General features: G+C 57.1%; 19 protein-coding genes. 5 read left to right on the top strand and 14 right to left on the bottom strand.

The annotated features are described in order from the left end of the window. Positions 1-67 precede the first annotated feature (67 nt). On the bottom strand, positions 68-991 hold the full coding sequence (locus B4U49_RS05465; RefSeq protein WP_078083570.1) for a DUF533 domain-containing protein: 924 nt from the start codon (positions 989-991) through the stop codon (positions 68-70). Positions 992-1,179: 188 nt separating this feature from the next. Here B4U49_RS05465 and B4U49_RS05470 point away from each other — a divergent pair, with 188 nt between their 5' ends. After that, complete coding sequence (locus B4U49_RS05470; RefSeq protein WP_078083571.1) at positions 1,180-2,163, top strand: calcium/sodium antiporter; 984 nt, start codon at positions 1,180-1,182, stop codon at positions 2,161-2,163. 15 nt (positions 2,164-2,178) lie between these two features. Here B4U49_RS05470 and B4U49_RS05475 read toward each other — a convergent pair whose 3' ends face one another. From B4U49_RS05475 to B4U49_RS05495, 6 genes are all read right to left on the bottom strand, one after another. Then, positions 2,179-2,496, bottom strand: coding sequence for a chaperone modulator CbpM (locus B4U49_RS05475; protein ID WP_078083572.1), 318 nt, complete (start codon positions 2,494-2,496; stop codon positions 2,179-2,181). A gap of 38 nt (positions 2,497-2,534) precedes the next feature. After that, the gene (locus B4U49_RS05480) at positions 2,535-3,482 is read right to left on the bottom strand and encodes a DnaJ C-terminal domain-containing protein (RefSeq protein ID WP_078083573.1); all 948 of its coding nucleotides are present in this window, start codon (positions 3,480-3,482) and stop codon (positions 2,535-2,537) included. A 133-nt stretch (positions 3,483-3,615) separates the two neighbouring features. Further along, positions 3,616-4,374, bottom strand: a complete 759-nt coding sequence (locus B4U49_RS05485) for an OmpW/AlkL family protein (RefSeq protein WP_158078558.1) — start codon at positions 4,372-4,374, stop codon at positions 3,616-3,618. A gap of 159 nt (positions 4,375-4,533) precedes the next feature. Further along, a complete protein-coding gene (locus B4U49_RS18820) occupies positions 4,534-4,875 on the bottom strand; it encodes a hypothetical protein (RefSeq protein ID WP_143735548.1) in 342 nt (113 codons plus the stop codon). Next, complete coding sequence (locus B4U49_RS05490) at positions 4,808-6,175, bottom strand: hypothetical protein (RefSeq protein WP_239692482.1); 1,368 nt, start codon at positions 6,173-6,175, stop codon at positions 4,808-4,810. The genes B4U49_RS18820 and B4U49_RS05490 overlap by 68 nt, the downstream gene beginning before the upstream one ends. Before the next feature lie 106 nt (positions 6,176-6,281). After that, on the bottom strand, positions 6,282-7,193 hold the full coding sequence (locus B4U49_RS05495; protein WP_158078560.1) for a LysR family transcriptional regulator: 912 nt from the start codon (positions 7,191-7,193) through the stop codon (positions 6,282-6,284). A 216-nt stretch (positions 7,194-7,409) separates the two neighbouring features. Here B4U49_RS05495 and B4U49_RS05500 point away from each other — a divergent pair, with 216 nt between their 5' ends. Then, positions 7,410-8,012, top strand: a complete 603-nt coding sequence (locus tag B4U49_RS05500; RefSeq protein WP_078083577.1) for an NADPH-dependent FMN reductase — start codon at positions 7,410-7,412, stop codon at positions 8,010-8,012. 18 nt (positions 8,013-8,030) lie between these two features. On the opposite strand, the gene B4U49_RS05505 is transcribed toward B4U49_RS05500, so the two are convergent. The 5 genes from B4U49_RS05505 to B4U49_RS05525 all read right to left on the bottom strand — a co-directional run bounded on the left by B4U49_RS05505 (position 8,031) and on the right by B4U49_RS05525 (position 14,543). Then, positions 8,031-8,450 (bottom strand): potassium channel family protein, encoded by a 420-nt coding sequence (locus B4U49_RS05505; protein ID WP_338036821.1) that lies wholly within the window; start codon positions 8,448-8,450, stop codon positions 8,031-8,033. 17 nt (positions 8,451-8,467) lie between these two features. Further along, entirely contained in the window at positions 8,468-8,923 is a 456-nt protein-coding gene (gene tadA / locus B4U49_RS05510; RefSeq protein WP_476703366.1) for a tRNA adenosine(34) deaminase TadA, read from the bottom strand. A 74-nt stretch (positions 8,924-8,997) separates the two neighbouring features. Next, a complete protein-coding gene (gene rlmA / locus B4U49_RS05515; protein ID WP_078083580.1) occupies positions 8,998-9,807 on the bottom strand; it encodes a 23S rRNA (guanine(745)-N(1))-methyltransferase in 810 nt (269 codons plus the stop codon). After that, on the bottom strand, positions 9,804-11,432 hold the full coding sequence (locus B4U49_RS05520) for a GMC family oxidoreductase (protein WP_078083581.1): 1,629 nt from the start codon (positions 11,430-11,432) through the stop codon (positions 9,804-9,806). Before B4U49_RS05520 ends, rlmA begins: the two co-directional genes overlap by 4 nt. A gap of 396 nt (positions 11,433-11,828) precedes the next feature. After that, the gene (locus B4U49_RS05525; RefSeq protein ID WP_078083582.1) at positions 11,829-14,543 is read right to left on the bottom strand and encodes a family 20 glycosylhydrolase; all 2,715 of its coding nucleotides are present in this window, start codon (positions 14,541-14,543) and stop codon (positions 11,829-11,831) included. Between the two features lie 630 nt (positions 14,544-15,173). On the opposite strand from B4U49_RS05525, the gene B4U49_RS05530 reads away from it, so the two are divergent. After that, on the top strand, positions 15,174-15,602 hold the full coding sequence (locus B4U49_RS05530) for a hypothetical protein (RefSeq protein ID WP_239692484.1): 429 nt from the start codon (positions 15,174-15,176) through the stop codon (positions 15,600-15,602). An 89-nt stretch (positions 15,603-15,691) separates the two neighbouring features. Next, positions 15,692-16,201 carry an RDD family protein gene (locus tag B4U49_RS05535; protein ID WP_078083583.1) on the top strand — a complete coding sequence of 170 codons (510 nt, stop codon included), beginning with the start codon at positions 15,692-15,694 and terminating at the stop codon, positions 16,199-16,201. A gap of 60 nt (positions 16,202-16,261) precedes the next feature. Here the strand turns inward: B4U49_RS05535 and lptG are convergent, their stop codons facing one another. After that, a complete protein-coding gene (gene lptG / locus B4U49_RS05540) occupies positions 16,262-17,323 on the bottom strand; it encodes an LPS export ABC transporter permease LptG (protein ID WP_078083587.1) in 1,062 nt (353 codons plus the stop codon). Continuing rightward, complete coding sequence (gene lptF / locus B4U49_RS05545) at positions 17,310-18,473, bottom strand: LPS export ABC transporter permease LptF (RefSeq protein WP_078083584.1); 1,164 nt, start codon at positions 18,471-18,473, stop codon at positions 17,310-17,312. The genes lptG and lptF overlap by 14 nt, the downstream gene beginning before the upstream one ends. A 253-nt stretch (positions 18,474-18,726) precedes the next feature. Here lptF and B4U49_RS05550 point away from each other — a divergent pair, with 253 nt between their 5' ends. Next, positions 18,727-20,196 (top strand): leucyl aminopeptidase, encoded by a 1,470-nt coding sequence (locus B4U49_RS05550; protein WP_078083585.1) that lies wholly within the window; start codon positions 18,727-18,729, stop codon positions 20,194-20,196. Positions 20,197-20,281 lie beyond the last annotated feature (85 nt).

A 20,281-nucleotide genomic window follows, 5' to 3' on the forward strand; every position in this document is an offset into this window, starting at 1 on the left:
TGTTTTAGAAGGTCTCACAAGGCAATACCAGGCATCGGCGCCTTCGCGGCAAGCCTGTAGGTTTCAACTAGCGTGGCAATTGCTGCTCAACCGCCTGCGCAGCCTGCTCAGAAATCCCCAGCTTCTCGGCCAGCGCAGCCAGGTATTGCTTCTCCTGGGCGTTGTCCGGATTGATGGTCATGGCGGAGACAAGGTAGAGATTGAATGCCGTGGCCGGATCATTGGCGGCGGAAACCACATCGTCCAGGTTCACCGGCTGGGTGAGGAACTGACGAAAAGCATCCAGCGTCGATGACTCCAGCTGACCATCCAGCGCCTGCAGGATATTGTGTTGCTCGGCCTCGTCGATTCGGCCATCCGCCTGAGCAGCGGCCACCATCGCCTTCAGCATCGCATCGGCCTGATCCTCTCCCACTCCGGGGGCTGCGGCGCCTTCATCTGCGCTATTCACAAATCCGAACAGACCACCCTCGCCGCGGGGTGAGGTGTTCTGCCAGTTACCCGGCGCGCTCTGGGGCCCCTGAGGCCCCTGCTGGCCAAACTTGCCACCTGCGCGACCAAAAATCTGTCCGAGCACATCACCGAGTCCGCCGCCCATACCGCCGCCAGGGGCCCCACCGGGTGCGGCACCGCCGGACTGCTGCATCTGCTCAAAGATTCTACGTGCGATCTCCATCAGGACCGCCGCACCACCCGCACCAGCCCCGGCGGGAACCGCACCGCCAAAGATATCCCCTCCCGGGCCCTGACCGCCTCCGGCGCCATTGTCCGGGCTCCAACCACCCGGTTTCCCGGCACGAGCGAGAATATCGTCCAGGCTGGGACCACCAGCGCCGCCTGTCTGCTCCGGCGGTGGCACCTTACTGAAGTCCGGGCGGTGGAAATCCGGTGGCGGAGTACCCGGGGACGGGGCCGACTGCTGGCGAATTTTCTTGTTCAACATCGACATACCGGCGCCAATCAGCGCCCCCAGGAGCAGTTTCTTGTTCATAACGCCACGGCCTCTGCCAGTATCAAAATCAGCCCAAACTTTAGGGTCCGGTGTTTGGCGCCACCAGCACCGCCAAATAGGAATCAAACCTGCAAGCCCGCAGCAATGTCGCTACAATCGGCCCCGATTCACCCCCGCTTGCGGCGAATTGATACCAAGAAGACCGATATCTGAAATTAAGGACCCCCATGATTCTTGCCCTGCTCGCAATACTTGCTGGATTTGTGCTGCTTATGTGGAGCGCTGACCGCTTCGTCGACGGTGCCGCCGCCACCGCCAAACATGCGGGAATGCCCTCATTGCTGATCGGCATCGTGATTGTGGGTTTCGGTACTTCGGCACCGGAAATGGTGGTATCTGCCCTGGCCGCGCTGGACGGCAGCCCCGGCCTCGCTCTGGGTAACGCCTACGGTTCCAATATCGCCAACACCGGACTTATCCTCGGTGCGACGGCGATGGTGATTCCGCTTACCGTGCACAGTAAGATCATCCACAAAGAACTGCCGTTGCTGTTGGCACTCACCTGTGTCACTGCCGCGTTCTTCTGGAACGGAGGCCTCAGCCGCACCGAATCAGTGATCCTGCTGGCGGGCTTTTTCGGTCTGATCGGCTGGTCCGTCTTTTCCGCACTGAAAGGAAAAGGAGACGCCATCGAAGGGGAATACGACTCCGAACTGGCGGAACACGAGATGTCGTTGGGCAAGGCACTGTTCTGGGTCGCAGCCGGCCTGATACTGCTCATCGTAAGCTCGCGCATGCTGGTTTGGGGCGCGGTCACCATCGCCCAGCAACTGGGTGTCAGCGATCTGATCATCGGCCTCACCATCGTCGCACTGGGAACTTCCCTGCCGGAGCTCGCCGCCACCGTCGCCGCAGCGCGCAAGGGCGAGCACGATATCGCCATCGGCAACGTGGTTGGCTCCAATATGTTCAACCTGCTGGCGGTTGTGGGTATCGCCGGCGCCATCGCGCCCATGCCCACCGTGCCGCACGAACTGATCACCCGCGATTGGCCCATGGTCATGGGGCTGACCATTGCGCTGTTTATTTTCGGCTACGGCTTCCGCGGCAGGCAGGGTCGGATCAACCGCTTTGAGGGTGCCGCGCTACTGCTGGCCTATCTGGTCTATACAGGCTATCTGATTTACGAAATCACCAGCAAAGCCCTGTGAGCGAGTGCCGTCGAATTATCGCCGCTCCAAGCGGCGAAGTCGTGCGCGGAGCTGTTCGATTTCTTCGAGCAGCTCCAGCGCCAGCGCGGCGCCAGCATGATTCACCCCCAGATCCCGTTCCAGCCTTACTACCCGCCTTACCTTTCTAACGCAGACGCCACTGAACATTAACGAATCACCCGCGGGTTGTGGCTCAATTACGCCCTCGTCCATCAGTGCCATTACCTGCTCAGCTGATAGCGCACAAGCGATACACAGCTCGCGCAGGGTCAGCTGACTGCCCTCGTCCAGAATTACTGCTACCGCCTCCGCGTGCTCATTGCTCGATGCCATACCAATGTCTCCAGTATTCAGTCCGGTGACCGTTCGGGTCACGCGCCAGCGCGCGGATCAAATTTGAACGCGTCACGAAATTCGCCATAGGCAACCTTCTCTGCCTCAGTATTCGCCGGAGGGGTCACCACATCCAGCACGACATACAAATCCCCCGGCTCTTTTGCCGGCAACCCACGACCCTTCAAGCGCAGCTTGCTGCCGCTTTTGCTATTAGGCGGTAACGTGAGATTGACCGGGCCATCCGGAGTCTCCACTTTTACCTTGCCGCCAAGGGCGGCCTCCCATGGAGCTACAGGTAACTCCAGATATACCGTCTTGCCTTCAGTGCTGAAACGCGAATGCGGGTTAAACACGATTTCCAGATAAAGGTCTCCGGCTTTGCCGCTTCCCATACCCGGCTCCCCCTGGCCGGCGAGGCGGATTTGCTGGCCTTCGGTCACCCCCTTGGGAATGGTGATATTGAGCTTGCGCTCTTTGATCACTGGACGCCCATCAGCGCCCAGCACCGAATGTTTCAACGTGACCTGACGCTTGCTGCCCCGGTAGCTGTCCTCAATATCGATGGCGATACGCGCGTAGGTATTCTCGCCCTGGGCGTGGAACTGCTGGCCACCATGCCGATAACCGCCATGACGGAAGCCACCGCGTCCGAACAGGCTTTCGAAGAAATCACTGAAGGCTTCCGGATCCGCCTCGGTATACCCACCACCGTGGAACTCAAACCCCTGATCCCAATCAGGCGGTGGCCTGAAGTCCTGGCCACTGTCCCAGTTTTTTCCCAGCTGATCGTAAGCGGCGCGTTTTTCCGGGTCTTTCAGCACTTCGTAGGCTTCGTTCACTTCCTTGAAACGGTCTTCCGCATCGCCTTCCTTACTGACATCCGGGTGATATTTACGCGCCAGTTTGCGATACGCCCGTTTGATCTCATCCTGTGCGGCCTCGCGCTCGACGCCGAGGATCTGGTAATAGTCACGATACTCCATACGCAACCCGCCCTGTCCTGTTCAGATTTTCCAAGCTATTAAGCTAGCCCAAAGTCAGCGCAATAAAAAAGGCACCCGAAGGTGCCTTTTTCCGTTCATCCCTGAACGTTACTCTTGCATCACCGGAGGGTGATCAGAAAGAGTAACCAACACCCAGGTTAAATACCCATGGGCTGTAATCCACGCTTTCAGTCACGCTGTATCTGCGATCGTCGAAATTATCCGTGTAATAGGTGGTGAGATCCGTGTCCGCATCAATGTACAGTACCGCGGCATTTACCAGGAAGGCACTGTCACGACCAAAACGGAAATCCACACCCAGCTGGCCGGTAAAGCCCCAGGAGTGGCCCAGACCCATGTCGACATTACGAATTCCAATATTTGGGTCACTGTTAATGTCGTCACGGAGCTGGCGGCGCAAACCTTCATCACTGAAGTCGGTGTAGTTCACACCGATACCGACGTAGGGCTGACCAAGACAGTCGCGGCTCAGCGGGTACCAGTTCAGGTACGCATTGGAATAAGCGGCATCAAAACCACCTACACGATAGCGATCGGGCAGAACTGGGCTCGGGCCATTGTTAAAGTAGACGCCATCAATATCCAGATCATGCTTGGTGTCGCCGATGTACATCAACTCTACACCCCAGTGCTCTACAGGCAACCATGCGCCTGAGATATTCCAGGTAGTGTCGGCATCAACATCAAAATTAGCACCGTAGTAGCCATCGCTCAGACGGAACTGATCATCACCGTCATCCGGATCAATCCAGCTAGCACCGACGCGAACAACAAAGTCGCCATCACTCCACATATCAGCAGCAGCGTGCTGTGCACTAATCAGAGCAGCTACAGCGATTGCAAGCGGTGTCAGAATGCGTGTCTTTTTCATTGAGAACTCCATCGTATTCGGCAAATTAAACAGCAATCAACCCAATCACTTGTCAGTCTAGACACGGAAACAACCAGCTGTAGAAAAAACAACCAAAAAAAATCTTCAACTGTGGAACTTTTGCGCAATCTCGTCGCCATACACTTCTATTTAAAATATTCACGCGCCAGGCGCAAAAATCCCCATCGGAAAAATCGACCGACCAAATAAAAATTTACACGCCATTTGTGCAATTTTTAGCGCCATACATATCCACAGAAAATAAATTTGGCGCCAGCCCTGTGGAAAACTCAGCGTTATGAAAATCGAAAGAGGAAAATTTCCGTCAACCTTTAAGGCGACATTCAGGTCAGAAAAAAGAAGAGTCGCAGCAAGCGTAAAGAAATGTTGGGATGGATCCCCGGCACGCAGAGAAGCCATCCCTGAGAGAAATTTACCAGTAAAGTGAAGATGGGAGACGTGGAGAAGATAGAAGTCTGGAGAATTTTTCCCAGCGATCATCGCTCGTATCCGCGCCCTGCTCGACATACTCCTGGACTAGTGCCTTACCCCAGTTGTAATTGATGACATAGGCACCGTAGGTATCCACAAAGCTGACACGCTGTGCGGCTTTTTCCGGACTCATGGCAGAGTACTTCTGGAAACGTTCAACCGCTTCATCGCGATCAATCTTGCCGTTGATGTATTCCCGCGCGACGATATTCTCTGCAAATTTAAGCTGGGCCTTTAACGCCAGCACCCGATGATACTTCTCCGCAGTTTCCGGATTCAGGCCCGCAAGCGGATACAGCGTTTCCTGTTCAAAAAGGGTTTTCTGGTCTCCCGGAAAGGCGAGCTCGATACCGTAGTTCGCACTGCCTTCGGCAATCAGCGATTGCGGACTGAAAAGCGGATAGACACTGTACTCCTGCCACCCCTTGTCCTTGACCAGTTTCTGCTCTAGAAGCGCATTGTAGGTGTGATGTCCTGGATAACCCTCGTGGCAGCCGAGATCCACCGCGCGGTCGATATAGATCGGCAACTCGCTATTGATCTGGATCAGGCTGTGCGCGTTACCCTGATACCAGTTGTAACCACTCCAGGGCTTGTCCTGCACATACTCCAGTTTGAAACTTTCGTTATCCGGCAGTTTGATGTGTGCCGCAGTGCGCTTCTTGCATTCGGCAATCGCGGCGTTAAACACCACCTCCAGTTTGTCTTCAGGGATCTGATACTGCTGCTGGAACTGCTGTACACGGATATGCAGGGGATCACTCCCGGGAAGCTCCTGTTCAAGCTGCGCCAGCACCGGCTCAAATTCGGCATAGGTCTGTACAGGGGGTTCGGTATCGTAAAGCGCTTTTGCCTCTCGCTGAAAATCGCGAAAGCTGGCATCAGCAATATGGTGAGCGTGGGCGGCAACCGCGGTGAGCTGGGTTTTCAGATAATGCTTGCGCTGGGTCTGCAGGTCGTTGGCGGGCTCAATGTCCTGCGGCAGCCTGGCAAGCAGCATTTCCGCACGACTGGCGAGTTCTGCCGGGGAGGCATTATCGGCCTCAGCTTCCGCCTTGAGAGCTTCCGGGCCATAGTAGGCATCAACGTAACTCTTGTCGTAATTACCTAACGTCAGAACCAGACGCACATACTCTTCCGCCAGCTGATCCAGCGCCGGATCTTTGTCCGATTCCTGCCCTGTGGTGTCATCCACCGGGAGTGTATCAACTGCGGTCGAATCCTCATGCGCCGGCGTTGGTTTCTGTTCGCACCCGGCGAGTGCACACAGGAATACAGGAAGCATCACGATCGCGTTTATTTTTCTCACAACAGCCCCTTAGATAACTTGGTTTGAAGGACGCCTACAGGCAATTCGCTCCTGCAGGTAACGGACTCTGGTTAAATACTAAAGAGTGAATACAAATACACCCTGTTCACGGTACCACACCGATATCCGGCGACAGTTGGGCAAGTGCTTCTTTTATCCACTGCAGGAATAACTGCACTTTGCGGGTGCGATGCATATCCCGGTGGGTAACCAGCCAAAGTTTGGTATGCCATTCGGGGGGCGGCTCGATCAACCGCTGAAGCCCCGGCCGCGCTTCGGCACACCAGCTATGCAGTGCGGCAATCCCAACACCGCATCGCGCGGCATCTTCAAAGCCGGAAAATTCGTTACAGCGAAACACGATCTGTTCTTCCGGTACCTGGCGGCTAATCCAGTCCAGGCTGGGTATAAAGTCATAGGCCTCGATAGGCGCAATAAAACGGTGCCCCTCGAGATGATCCCGCCCCTTAAATGGACCGCATTCGTCCAGATAGGACTGGGATGCATAGAGCGTATTCTGCAACGAGGCACCCGGCTGCACGACATAATCAGGCTCAGTCGGTTTCGCCCCCGGACGAATACCGATATGGGCCTCGCCATGTTCGAGGCGAAGGTGCCGTCGATCCGCCACCAGTTGTAAGCGAACCTGAGGATTCTGCACCTGAAACCCTCGGATAATCGGCATCAAGAGTGGCATCAGCGTATTGACGGTAGTGATGACCAGGGTGCCGTGGAGTGCCTCGTCGACCCCCTGCATCTTGCCCACCATCAGGTCCAGCTGATCCTGCATATTCTCCGCCGCGTTCATCAGCATCTGACCGGCTTCTGTTGGCACATAGCCGCGGGGATGGCGGATAAACAGCCGGGTTTCGAGAGCCTTTTCCAGAGCGTCTATTCGGCGGAGTACGGTGGAATGTGACACGTTCAGCTCCAGCGCAGCGCCGGACAGGGTTCCCGCCCGGGCTACTGCCAGTGCAAAGTGCAAGTTATTCCAGTCCTTCACCGCATTCCGCGCCATCGGCCTCTTCCTTTTACCGTCCCCACCCTGTGAACAGACTTCCGTCTTCTCAAACACAGATCCTGGCTTCTGTGCATTTACGCACAGAAGCATTGCAGAATCTCTATTTTTGTTCCAGTCGCTGTTCGACACAATGGCCGCCAATCAGACCCTACCGATGCCCCGAAACCGGAGGCCGCGGTCCAAACCCCGAATCACCGATAGGATATGCCCCCAATGAGCAACAACCAGAAACCCCGTCTGCTGGCCCTCGCTGGCAGCCTGCGCCAGGATTCCTACAACCGACAGCTCGCAGCAGCCGCAGCACAGATGGCCCGAGAGGCCGGCGCGGAAGTAACCGAGGTGAATCTGCGGGATTTCCCCCTGCCCTTGTTCGACGAAGATATCGAGGCCGCGGGTGTACCCGAACAGGCGCGCAAACTGAAAGACCTGTTCGCCAGTGCCGATGGTCTGCTGATTGCCAGTCCGGAATACAACGGCTCGGTGACGGCAGCCCTGAAAAACCTGATCGACTGGGTATCCCGCCCGGATGACCGCTACGGCCGTGCCGAAGTATTCCAGGGGCGTCGTGCGGCACTCTTCGCCACCTCACCCGGTGGACTGGGCGGGATGCGTGGCCTTAACCACCTCCGCGATATTCTGCAGCCCCTGGGCACCTGGATTGCACCGACCATGCTGGCAGTTCCGGGCGCGATGAATCTGTTTAATGAAGAAGGCAGGATGATCGATGAGGCGATGGCCGCACAACTGAGAAACGTGGTGCAGGAAACCGTGGACGCCATCGCTGTAACCACAGGCGCCGCTAAATCAGTCGCTTGATGGGCGGGTGCCAGACAACTACTGGTCCGGGCCCCGCTTCCAGTGACGCTGCATCTTGAGAAACAGGAATGAAGCGGTCCAGGTGATCAACACCAGCCCGGTCAGCGCCTCAAGCCCTGCGGTAAACCGCAGGGCTCCGTGGGGCTCAATATCGCCGACCCCCAGCGAGGTGTAGGTGGTAAATGAAAAATAAGCACTATCCATCAGCGACCCGTCAAAGTTCCCCTCCAGGGTGCCAAAGAACGGCGAGTGGTACATAAACAGGTAACCCACCGCGAACATCCAGATTTCAATCACATGGGCGACCAGCGCCCCGAAAACGCCGATCAATACGCCCACATTGCGACGCACATTCACATGCCGCCCCAACCAGAACAGGAAGTTCAGTGCCTCGTGGTGGATGACGACTGCCACCGCCACCAGGAGTGAATTAATCAAGACAGCCAATACCATAGCTAGCGTCGCTTCTGAAAAAACTCCCGAACCAGGGCGCCGGCCTCCGCAGCCATAACGCCGCCCTCTACTTCAATTTTGTGATTGAAAAATGTTTTCTCGGCCAACTGTAGCTGACTGGCCACCACCCCTGCACGGGGCTCAGCTGCGCCATATACCAGTCGCGCAATTCTTGCGTGAATCAGGGTACCGAAGCACATGGTACAGGGCTCGATAGTGACGTACAGGGTCGCGCCGGGAAGACGGTAATTGTTCTGCCGGGATGCAGCGTCCCGCAACGCCTTAACTTCCGCATGCGCACTGGGATCAGACGAGGAAATTGGCTGATTGAATCCCTCCCCGATGATCTCTCCGTTGAGAACCACCAGTGCCCCCACGGGCACTTCGCCGAGCTCTGCCCCCTTCGCAGCAAGCGCCAGCGCCTGTTGCATAAACATGTAATCCCGCGGCGTTGCCACTTTGTCGCTACCTTATATCCGTCTCGAATTCAGTTTGGTTTTTTCCAGCCCGGCCTTACCCTGTGGAAAAATTTTCAATCGCCCTTGCTGAAACTGCGCAACAGAAAATCCGCTTCCAGTTTTACGGACTCCTGCTGTTCCAGTGCTTCGCGAGACTCTTTATGACCCTTCCAGGCAAATGGCGTCATGGAAAGAAAGTCCCGCAGCTCGGTATTCTTTTCGATATTCAAAGAAAACTCGCAGCGCAATTCACTGAGCAGCTCAAGCCCAGCCAGCGGTACCGGTGCTTCATGACGCTGCGGGTTTTCGTACAGGCGCTGTTTGAGGCTCCACAGGTGATCCGGGCCCGGCGACACGTCCAGAATTACTCCACCAGGTTTCAAAACCCGAAGTAACTCTTCTGCTGGCCCCGGAGCAAACACGCGCAAAACAGCATCCACACTGTTCTCCATTACCGGCAAGGAATAGCTGCTCGCCACCGCATGATGGGCATCACGCTGCTTCTTCGCCGCCAGGCGTACCCCGGGTTTGGCGATATCAATACCGAAAACATTCGCTGCTTGCCAACCATTCTCTACCAGCCGCCGCGCGTAATACCCCTCACCGCAGCCCACATCCAGTAACCGGCTGCTCTCCCCCAGCTTGCGCGACAGCTGCGCGCAGATGGCCTCAACCAGCGGATTGTAGTGCCCGGCCTCCAGAAAACGGCGCCGGGCATTGAGCATCTCCGCCGAATCACCCGGTTCCTTGCTGCGTTTTTGCTGCACCGGTAACAGATTGACATACCCCTCCTTGGCGCGGTCAAAACTGTGGCCACTGGCACAGCGCCAGCTTTGGTCGTGCAAATCGAGAGGCTGTTTGCAATGGGGGCATTGCCAGATCATGCGTTTTCGCTAAGTTCCTGCTGCTTGTATAGTGCGGGCTTGTCCAGAATTAATTCCGCAGCTTTTTCCGCAATGGCGATCACCGGCGCGTTGGTATTGCCGCTGACAAGGGTGGGCATTATGGAGGCATCCACTACCCGCAGTCCATCCACGCCCCTCACCCGCAACTCACTGTCCACCACTGCCATTTCATCCTGTCCCATCTTGCAGGTGCCACCCGGATGATAAATGCTTTCTGCGTACTGGCGGATAAAATTGGCGATCGCATCCCGCTGCGACAGCGCTTCGCCCGGCAACCACCAGCGCTTGTGCAGTGTTTTCAACGAGGACTTCTCGATAATGTCCCGTGCCATTTCAAATCCCTCCAGCAATACCTGAAGATCTTCCGGATGCGACAGGTAGTTGGGCTGAATTTGCGGGGAGGCCTTGGGATCGCGCGAGGCCAGGGAAATAGCCCCCCGGCTTTTGGGGCGAAGCGCGCAAGCATGCAGGGAATAGCCGTCTCCCGGTCGCTTGACCAGCCCGTGATTGAACAGGGGAACCGCACTCAAGTGGAACTGTATATCCGGATATTCACCCGCGACACTGGAACTGGCAAACCCCCCAGCCTCAGCGATATTGTTGGTGAGCATTCCGCGATTCAGCAACAGGTATTGCGGGAGGGTCAGCGCGGCCTTGAGTTTGGGCCATAGCGCGTCATTGAAACCCACCGCGCGGTCGGTCTCCACCACCTGGGTAATATCCAGGTGGTCCTGCAGGTTTTGCCCCACACCCGGCAAGTGACACTGGGGCACAATGCCGAGCTTTTTCAGCTCTCCCTCCGGGCCGATTCCCGAAAGCATCAGTAGCTGTGGCGACTGGATTGCCCCGGCACAGAGAATCACTTCTTTATTGGCGACAATACGGGTGCCGTTCTGCAACCTTACCGCACACGCCCGGTCGCCCTTGAATTCGAGACCGGCCGCCGGCGCGCTGGTGTAGATACTGAGATTCGCGCGATTTTTTACCGGGTACAGGTAAGCAGTGGCAGAGGAGCAGCGCCGCCCATATTTTTGCGTCACCTGGTAAAAACCCACACCATTCTGGTGGTGACCGTTGAAATCGTGATTGAGCCGATGTCCCGCTTCGCGGGCGGCACTCACAAATGCCTGCCCCGCAGCCGACTTCCATTTCAGGTCGGAAACGGCCAGTGGCCCATAGCCACTGTGATAAGCGTCGCTGCCACGCTGATTGCCTTCCGCCAGCAGAAAGTACGGCAGCATACCCGACCACCCCCACCCGGGATTACCCGCCTTTTCCCAAGCGTTGTAATCTCCCGGATTCCCACGGGTATAGATCATCGCATTGATGGCGCTACTGCCGCCCAGTACACGTCCGCGCGGCCAGAACAAGCGGCGATTATCGAGGTTGACCTGCGGTTCGGTGTAGTGATGACGGTTAAAGCGCTTGCCGGGAACCAGATAGCCAATGCCCGCTGGCATCTGGATCATCAGATTGTGATCTGAGGGCCCGGCTTCCAGCAGACAAACCCGGTTCTGCTCATCCTCGCTGAGACGATTGGCCAGCACGCAGCCGGCGGACCCCGCCCCCACGATGACATAATCGTAAACCTTGGATCTCGTCATAAATCCCTCTATTCACCCTTATGTTTCTTATCGCTCGCCCTCGCGGACGGGTAGAGACGCTAACCCTAGCAGCAACATCTTCAGTGATTGCAACGTATTCGGAAAGGATTACCGATCCAGACGAGGAAAAAGCACACCCTTCTGACACGCGATTAACGGATCAGAGCCGGGGTCATTGGAAGATAACGACGCCACCGGCAACCGTAGATTCCAGACTCTGCCCCGGCAATTGTAGACCTGTCAGATAAGCGGAAGTACGAGCAGCCACCGAGCGTGACTTGCAGATGATTTGGCCAGTTGAATTAGCAGGGGCCCTCGCGATGAACATGGCCTGCCGAGAGAAAGGCAGCGGCTGTCCCGCATTCCTGGGGCACAGCCGCTAAAAGGGAGGAAAAATCAGCGGGCGGTTAAGGTATTGGCGCTTTCCAGAGAAACCGCACGACCGGCGCGTGTGCCATCGGCACTGCGTGCGCGAATGGACTGCACCACCTGCGCTGCCACCTTGTCGGTCAGCGGCTGCCAGGTGTCACCGTCAAAATATTCCAGTGTCAGCCCCGGATAAGGCAATGCAGTTTTCACAGCGTTGCCATCAATCACCGCACCGGGCACTGGCACCCGGTAGCCGATTCCAGCGCGATCCAGCTTGCGCAGCTCCTTGTTGCCCAGCGCTGCGGCAAAGCCCTGCCAATCACGAGCGAGTGCCTGCTTGTCCATAAACTTCGTCTCGGCCGAAAATACCTGGCCTTCCTGAATCGGCAATTCCCAGGACGCCTGGTGCCATGCCCGTTCCGCCAGTGCCAGCAGACGCGGGAAAACCTGGTACTCCACTGCCTCATCGGTACGTACCACCTCACTCCACAGCTGGCCCTGCATACCATTCACGCTGAGTGCAAATTCCGCCGCGGGCGAAGTGGCGCTCCAGCCGTGGCCGTCGCGATTAGGATAAAGTTCGGCCAGCTGTGCGGTATTCAGCGGTGTATAGCTGAAGGTTTTGCGGGTATCGGTGTACCGGGACGCCCAGTAGTAACCGCGCTCTGCCGGATCCACCTCCTGCGGCATATCGAAATACAGGTAATCCGAGTGGGACTGCACCAATCCAAAACCGGTTTCATAGAAGTGCACACTCTCGTCACCACCCCCCCAGAACAGAGGCGCCCACGAGTTGACATAACTGTGTTCGGTGGCAATCTCAGTCTCGGCATCGGCAATTTTCTTTACGCCGTCGTTCCAGGCCGCCATGGTGGAAATACCAGCATCCGCCACCAACTTGCTTACGCGCTTGGCATACAGCTCACCCAGCTCATCCAAGGCTTTCACTTCGCCACCAGCGATCAGTTTTTTACACTGGGGCGAATTGGCCCAAGGCTTGTTGCGCTGTTCAGCGGTGACATTCCCCTTCGCCGGATCGTTGCCCGGACCGACCTCGAATGAGCCCGATGCGAGAATATTCACGGCTTCGTCACCGCCAAAGTGCCATGTTTCGAGCGGTACCCCGGCGGTATCATGCATGGCTTTCACTTCCCGGATCAGCTTGCCCACAAACCGGTAAGTGGAATCCATACAGGGATTGATATAACTGTCGTTGTAAAACTGGACCGACAGATACTCGGTATCGTCCTGCGGGTCGATCAGGCGATAGGCACTGGCAGCAGCGGGATCCGAGTCCTTCAGTTTGCGGTAACGGGCCTCCATTGACACCACCGCAGCACGGGCGTGAGCGGGCATATCAAACTCCGGGATCACTTCGATCTGACGATCCGCCGCGTAGCGAAGAATTTCTACATAGTCGTCAATGCTGTAAAAACCGCTGCCGAAATTATCGGCATTGGGGCCGGAGCCGAGCTGCGGCAGCAGGCAGCGATTTTCTTCCAGGTCAAAGCAGCGCTGGCTGCCCACCTCGGTGAGCTCCGGCAATCCAGGAACCTCCAGGCGCCAGCCCTCGTCATCGGACAGGTGGAAATGGAAGCGATTGAGTTTATAGGCCGCCATCTGGTCCAGCAGTTTCAACACCACCTCTTTACTGTGGAAGTTGCGTCCCACATCGAGAAACATGCCGCGGTGCGGGAAGCGAGGCGCATCCTCTACCTCAGCCAGAGGCATGCTTTTACTCTTCAGGTCCACGAGTGCCAGCAGCGACTGAACACCGTAGAAGGCGCCGCTTTCATCTGCGCCGGTTATGGTCGCACCGTCCTCACCCACGATGAGGCGATACGTACCAGCGGCCGCCCCATTGAAAGATGATGATGCAACAGCAACCTCGACCGGATAGGCCTCATCGCTGCCCGCCGCAAGACCTAGCTGCTCGATTCGTTGTGCCAGAGCCGCCACGTTCCCGTCGGCCAGCCCATTTACAGACAGCGCCAGCCCGCCAACCAGACTAACCGGCGCACCTTCCGGCAGAGTCGTAGAGACCGGCTTCGGAATGATACGGCCGCGCCAGTTTTCACCGGTATCGCCGATGATCTCGGCGTCGGCGGTAAAACGCTGGAAACGACTGGCCGCGGTGGCCAGTGTGTTGGCATCGCCGGCTACCCGTTTCCAGTTATTCGGGTCGTTCTTGGTGACAGGCAGGACGATATCCTGCAGATCGTCGGTATCGGTGGATTTGATTACCTGCGCTTGCCCATCAGCGTCAACCACGAACAGGCGCGGCTGGAAATCGGACTCGAACTGCATCCAGCTTTCGATCAGAAAATCCAGAGGCAAAGTTTCACCACCGGCAATACCGGTAAAAGCGTCTGTGGGCGTAAGTCGGTGCAGATCGCCGTTAACGCGCTCCAGGATGAATTGATCGCTGTTTAGCAATGCCAGAGCGCGGCGCACACTGTGGAAGTAAAGGGTCCAATCCCGGTCGTCCGCGGCGATCGCCGGCCCGTTGTTGATCAGGCTGATGCGGTAAGTGGAACAGGTAGCCTCACTGCCTCCCGCCTTCTTGCACTGCGCGCGCAAATCCGCGTCCACCCCCTGGAAATTGGTCAGGATCTCCTGGGTAACATCAAAGTTGGCCGCGATCCGCGCCGTTGTGCCCTCCGGGCTGACGGACTCCGAATCGCTACAGGACGTAATCAGGGCAGACAGCGCGAGGCTGGTAAAAAGGGGAAGGCGCTTCATCGATCTTCTCTTTATCGGTGAGTACATCCTGTACGGATGCACGGTTGGCTTCTTATGTGATCGGTCCGGTTTCCTATACCGGTTAACCGCCCACCTTAACGCAAAAGACAGCGCTGTCAACCAGTTGTCTTTCACTTCCCTGCAGAGCCACTACCACTGCTTCTACCCGACCGCTTCCGCTGAATCCCACCCGCGCATCCATACATGAGCATGCTGGCGCCATCCATAAAATGACCGGCGAACCACTCCTGAACCTAGTGATCAAAGATCCCAACCACTAGACGAAGTTTTTATAAGCGAAATTTCGACCCAATGGTTTTGATCTTAAAAAATACTGGCGGAAACCTCTGCACAGCCCGCAGCAGCTGGACAAAACTCTAGACATCAGCAACCACGGGGCTCGACGAAAAATGACCAGGATTGGCAAACCGTCCACTGACGCCAGTGGAAAAATACGCGGATTTGTGAGATACAACGGTTCATGAAGGGTGAGCCATAATAAATTCAGTAGCTGTTCATCGGCGCACTGATTCAAGTAAAACGCCCCGGGGTGGAAAAATGGAAACTCGCAGTAACCGGTTTCGTTCCAAGAAATGCCTAGCATCCTGCCGGTCGGCAGCGGTCGCCCTCGTGTTTTTCCCCGTTTCCTCCGCCGTGCTCGCCGAAGACATGTTCATCCCCGACTCTACCACCGCGTTGAATCTTCAGGCCGACAATGCCTTTTTCATCGACAGCGCCTTTGGTATGGACAATCATGCCCTGTACGAGTCCGCCGCAAACCTGCGCAATAACTCCATGGGCATGGTGCACCGCCGCCTGAATCATCAATGGCTGGAGCTTTATACGAGCCCGGACGAATCCAACAACGTAACCGGTGGTCGCGCTGTGAACGAGATTCTGAAAATGGGCTTCAAGACCTACATGGAGCAGCACAAGCGTAACAAGGTACATCCCTTACTGCGCTACACGCAAAGCAACGGCAACCTGAAGCAAAATCTGGACTACGACTTCCGCCTGTCTGACGACAAGTTCCGGTTCTCGTTCGAATACCAGTTCTAAGAGAACGCCAAAGCTCTCCTCCGCGGACTCCCCCGCCGCGCTATCACTTTTGCTAGAATCTCCGCCAGTTGCTATTAGCGGAGATTCTCGTGCCAGATACAGTCAAGGCCCCTACCCAATTCAACCAGCTTCCTCACGCCGGGGTTCTGCCGCGGCTGATGTCCCTGCTTTACGACGCCCTGATCCTGGCGGGGTTATGGATGGTATACGGTTTTCTGGCAATGCTGGTGGCCTCTACGTTCGGCGGCCTCCAGTGCCAACCGGAACATGTAGACTACACCCCCTGTGTCGGCGGGCCGCTGTATCAACTCGGCTTGCTCCTGGTCACCGCGGGATACTTCTTCTGGTCCTGGCGGGTGGCAGGCCAAACCATCGGCATGCGCGCCTGGCGCCTGATGGTCGCCAATAACAATGGCGTACAGCTGAGCTGGTATCAGTGCTTTATACGCGCCCTGGTAGGCCCCTTCTCTCTGGGCTGCTTTGGCTTGGGCTTTCTGTGGGGATATTTCCGCACCGATGGCGCCAGCTGGCACGATCTGGCATCGGATTCTGAAGTCAGGCGGCTGCCCAAAAAGAAGAAGGAAAAGAAGCTGAACTGATTGCCAGCTATCGAGAAAGGGGCAGGTTCACTCAACCGCCCCTTTTAAACCATTCAAGCGCTAGCGAGCGCGCTTCAACAGCAGCCAGCCAAGCAGGAAGCTGGCAAGAATGGGAACAATGACCGCGATAAATGGCGGGAATCCGAACACCACCGATGAAGGGCCAAGCATGTCTTGTACGGTCCGAAACACAATCCCCACGATCACCCCGGTAAATACCCGCAGGCCTGTGGTCACCTCGCGCAGAGGACCGAATATAAATGAGATCGCCATCATCACCAGGCCGGCAATGGTCAGTGGCTGTAACACTTTCTTCCAGAAGGCCAACCAGTAGCGGGCGGACTCTTCGCCTTTGCGGTCGAGGAAATTGCCGTAAGACCAGAGATTGCGCGGCGACAGGTCGGACGGCATCGGCACTACTAGTGAAAACAGATCCGGGGACATGTCCGAATCCCAGTAGGAACGCTCTTCGTGGCTGCTGCTCGCACGCTCCGGCGTGAGACGGGTCTGACGGCTGTTCTGCAACTCCCAGCGGTCATTTTCATAGTGGCCGCGCTCGGAAAACACCACCTGCTGCAATTGGCGATCTTCATCGAAACGGTAACGGGTGATGCCAAACAGGGTACCGCCAGGTAGCGCCGCATTGAAATGGACAAATTCGCCCCCGTCGTGCAGCCATAAGCCCTGCTCCAGACCTGAATTCTCCAGCTCGCCCTGGGCAATGGCCTTGCGGCTCTCGGCGGTCTGGTTGGTGACCGGAATCACCAGCTCGGCGAGCAAAAGCCCCAGCACAATCAGAACCAGAACCGGCTTCATAACTGCCCAGGCAATACGCCCGATCGAAACGCCGGAGGCCCGCATCACAGTCAACTCGCTGGTACTGGCCAGAGTCCCGAGGCCCACCATGCAACCCACTAGCGCGGAGAAGCCCAGCTGACTGTAGATGCGCTCAGGCAGCGTCCAGAGGACGTATTCCAGAATGTCGACAAACTGATAATTGTCTCCGAGATCCTCGAGCTGATCGACAATCGCAGAAATCAGATCCAGGCCAAGAATCACCAGCAGCACGGCAAGAATTGCCATGGTCACAGTACGGGCTATATAGCGATCAAGCCGGGACATTAGCACCTCCACTTCCGCCGTGGACTCCGGAATCACCGCCGGCATCCGGGCCGCCACGCGGTTTGCGCGGCTTGCGGTTGCGCCCACCGAGCAACAGTAATCCGAGAATCAGGAATGGCGGATGCACCAGCCATATAGCCCACGCCTGTTCGATCTTGCCATCTTCAATAGCCCCGCGGACCCCCTGCAGGGCCACCAGGTAAACGATATACAGCAACACCGCAGGAATCATCTTGGCATAGCGTCCCTGGCGTGGATTGGTGCGGCTCAACGGCACTGCGAGAATTGCCACCACCAGCACCAGAACCGGCAAGCTAAAGCGCCAATGCAGATTGACCCGCTCGCGCGGGTTATCACTCTTCCACAGAGCAGCAGTAGACATGGACTGGAGCTTTTCACTGGCTTTGCTGCGCAGGCGCGGGATATCCAGTAGCACCTCATAACTGGAGAACGCCATCTGGCGGTAATCGCTCTGCCCGGGAATCCCCTCGTAGCGATAGCCGTCCCGCAGCACCAGGTAACGCAGGCCGGTGTCAGGATCAATCAACTGTACCCCTTCCCGGGCCACGGTAACGATCTGGTGATCGGTTTCCATATTGGCGCGAGAATTGCCCAACTCAGCCAGAAACACATCGTGCATAGTGGACTTGTCGTCACTGAGGCCATCGGCGTAGTACACCGCCCGGTCTCCCCCGGTGGCCACAAACTTCTTGGGCACCAGGTGATCGAATTCATTGCGGGTTTTGTCTGCAGTGAGTAGATGGGAGGTCCGCTCAATGCCGGTCGGCGTCAGATAGAGGCTCATGGACGCCACCAGCGCCGCCACCAACATCGCCGGCACCAGGGTATACCGCAGCAACTGGCGCTCACTGAAGCCACAGGCATGCAGCACAGTCATTTCACTTTCGATATAGAGACGACCGTAGGCCAGCAGGATGCCGACAAAAAAGCCCAGCGGCACCACCAGCTCAAGGAAGCCGGGCAGGCGATAGCCCATCAGCGAAAACAGAATGCCCGCAGACAGATCCCCCGCTGCCGCCTCAGCCAGATACTTCACAAAACGGCCACTCATAACCATCAGCAAAAGCACGGCACTGACGGCAAGTGTCGCGCCGAGTAGTTCGCGACAGAGGTAGCGGAAAATAATCACTGAACGACCAGCTTCCCTGATAACGGTTCGAAGAAATGGCGAATGGAAGTCGAGATTCCGATTTAGATACAAGCGGTGTCAGCATAGGACACCGGATCGAGCAATCCGATCCTTCTCGGGTTAAACTTGTGCGGCGCATTATCACTAAAAAGCCCGGCAATGTCTCGGTTCAGAACTACCAGACTTACAGATACCCCGCTCGTATCGATACTCACACGCCGCGGACTTACCAGAACCTCAAGGAACCAATTACATGCAGTGTAACGCCAAGGTCACCGACATCAGCAAACAGCGCAGCGCCTGCGCCATTATCGCCGTCGACAACAAGAACCGCTTCACCGACAGCGGTAGCGCCCTCGACAAGGCCAATGGCGGCAACCTGGCCAAACTGTTAAAGCGCGGCGATCTCGGCAGCGCGGCTGGCAGTACCCTTATGGTCCCCACCCTCGAGGGCGGCGCCGAGCGAGTCCTGCTGGTGCGCTCCGGCAAGACGCCGGTCTCCCAGGCGGAATTCCGCAAGCTGGCAAGCGCCAGCGCCACCGCGGTCAAATCCCTCAAGGATGCCACCAGTTACCTGAGCGAAGTGTCCGTAACTGATGCCGATGCTGGTTGGCAGGCGCAACAGCTGGCGCTGGCCGCCGGCCTCGCTGGTTACAAATTCACCCGTTGCCACAGCGACGCGGAGCCATATCCGCTGGCCAAGTTCACCGTCCACGCCGCGGACAAGAAACAGCTCAAGGCAGTGCAACAGGGCGTAGACCTGGGCTGCGCCCAGGCGTCGGGCAGCAACGTGGCGCGGGAACTGGGTAACCTGCCGGGCAACATCTGCACGCCGAGCTATCTTGCCTCTGAAGCCAAAGCACTGGCGAAAAAACATCCAAAGCTGTCCACCAGCGTGCTCGACAACAAAAAAATGGAAGCCCTGGGCATGGGTGCTTTCATGAGCGTCGCCAAGGGCAGCGATGAACCCGCCGCGATGATCGCGATGAACTACAAGGGCGGAAAAGCCGGCCAGAAGCCGATTGTTCTGGTGGGTAAAGGCATCACCTTCGATACCGGTGGTATCAGCCTCAAGCCCGGCATGCAGATGGACGAAATGAAATTCGACATGTGCGGCGCTGCCAGTGTATTCGGCGTGATGAACGCTCTGGTAGAAATGAACGCGCCGGTCAACGTCGTCGGTGTCGTAGCCGCTGCGGAAAACATGCCCAGTGGCCGCGCCAGCAAGCCCGGTGACATCGTCACATCCATGAGCGGCAAGACCATCGAAATCCTCAATACCGACGCCGAAGGCCGTCTGGTACTGTGCGATGCGCTCACCTGGGCAGGGAAGTTCAAACCGAGCGTAGTGATCGACGTCGCTACCCTGACCGGCGCCTGCGTAATTGCGCTGGGCAACCACGCGACCGGTCTCTACGCCAATCAGGACAAGCTGGCTGAAGAGCTGCTTGCAGCGGGTGAGACCACCGGTGACCGCGCCTGGCGCATGCCCCTGTGGGACGAATACCAGCCGATGTTGAACTCCAACTTTGCCGACATGCAGAACATCGGTGGCCGTGAAGCAGGCTCCGTTACCGCCGCCTGCTTCCTGGCCCGCTTCGCCGAAGACTACAACTGGGCCCACCTGGATATCGCCGGCAGCGCCTGGAAGTCCGGCGCGGCCAAAGGCGCTACCGGACGCCCGGTACCGCTGCTGCTGCAATACATTCTGAACAAAAAATAAACTCAGCTGATATCGAAGCCCAAGGCTTCGGGGAAAGGCCCTGATACCGGTAACGGTTTGCAGGACCTTCCGCGAGAGGGACCTC

It is taken from the genome of Microbulbifer mangrovi (assembly GCF_002009015.1).
Classification (GTDB): Bacteria; Pseudomonadota; Gammaproteobacteria; order Pseudomonadales; family Cellvibrionaceae; genus Microbulbifer; species Microbulbifer mangrovi.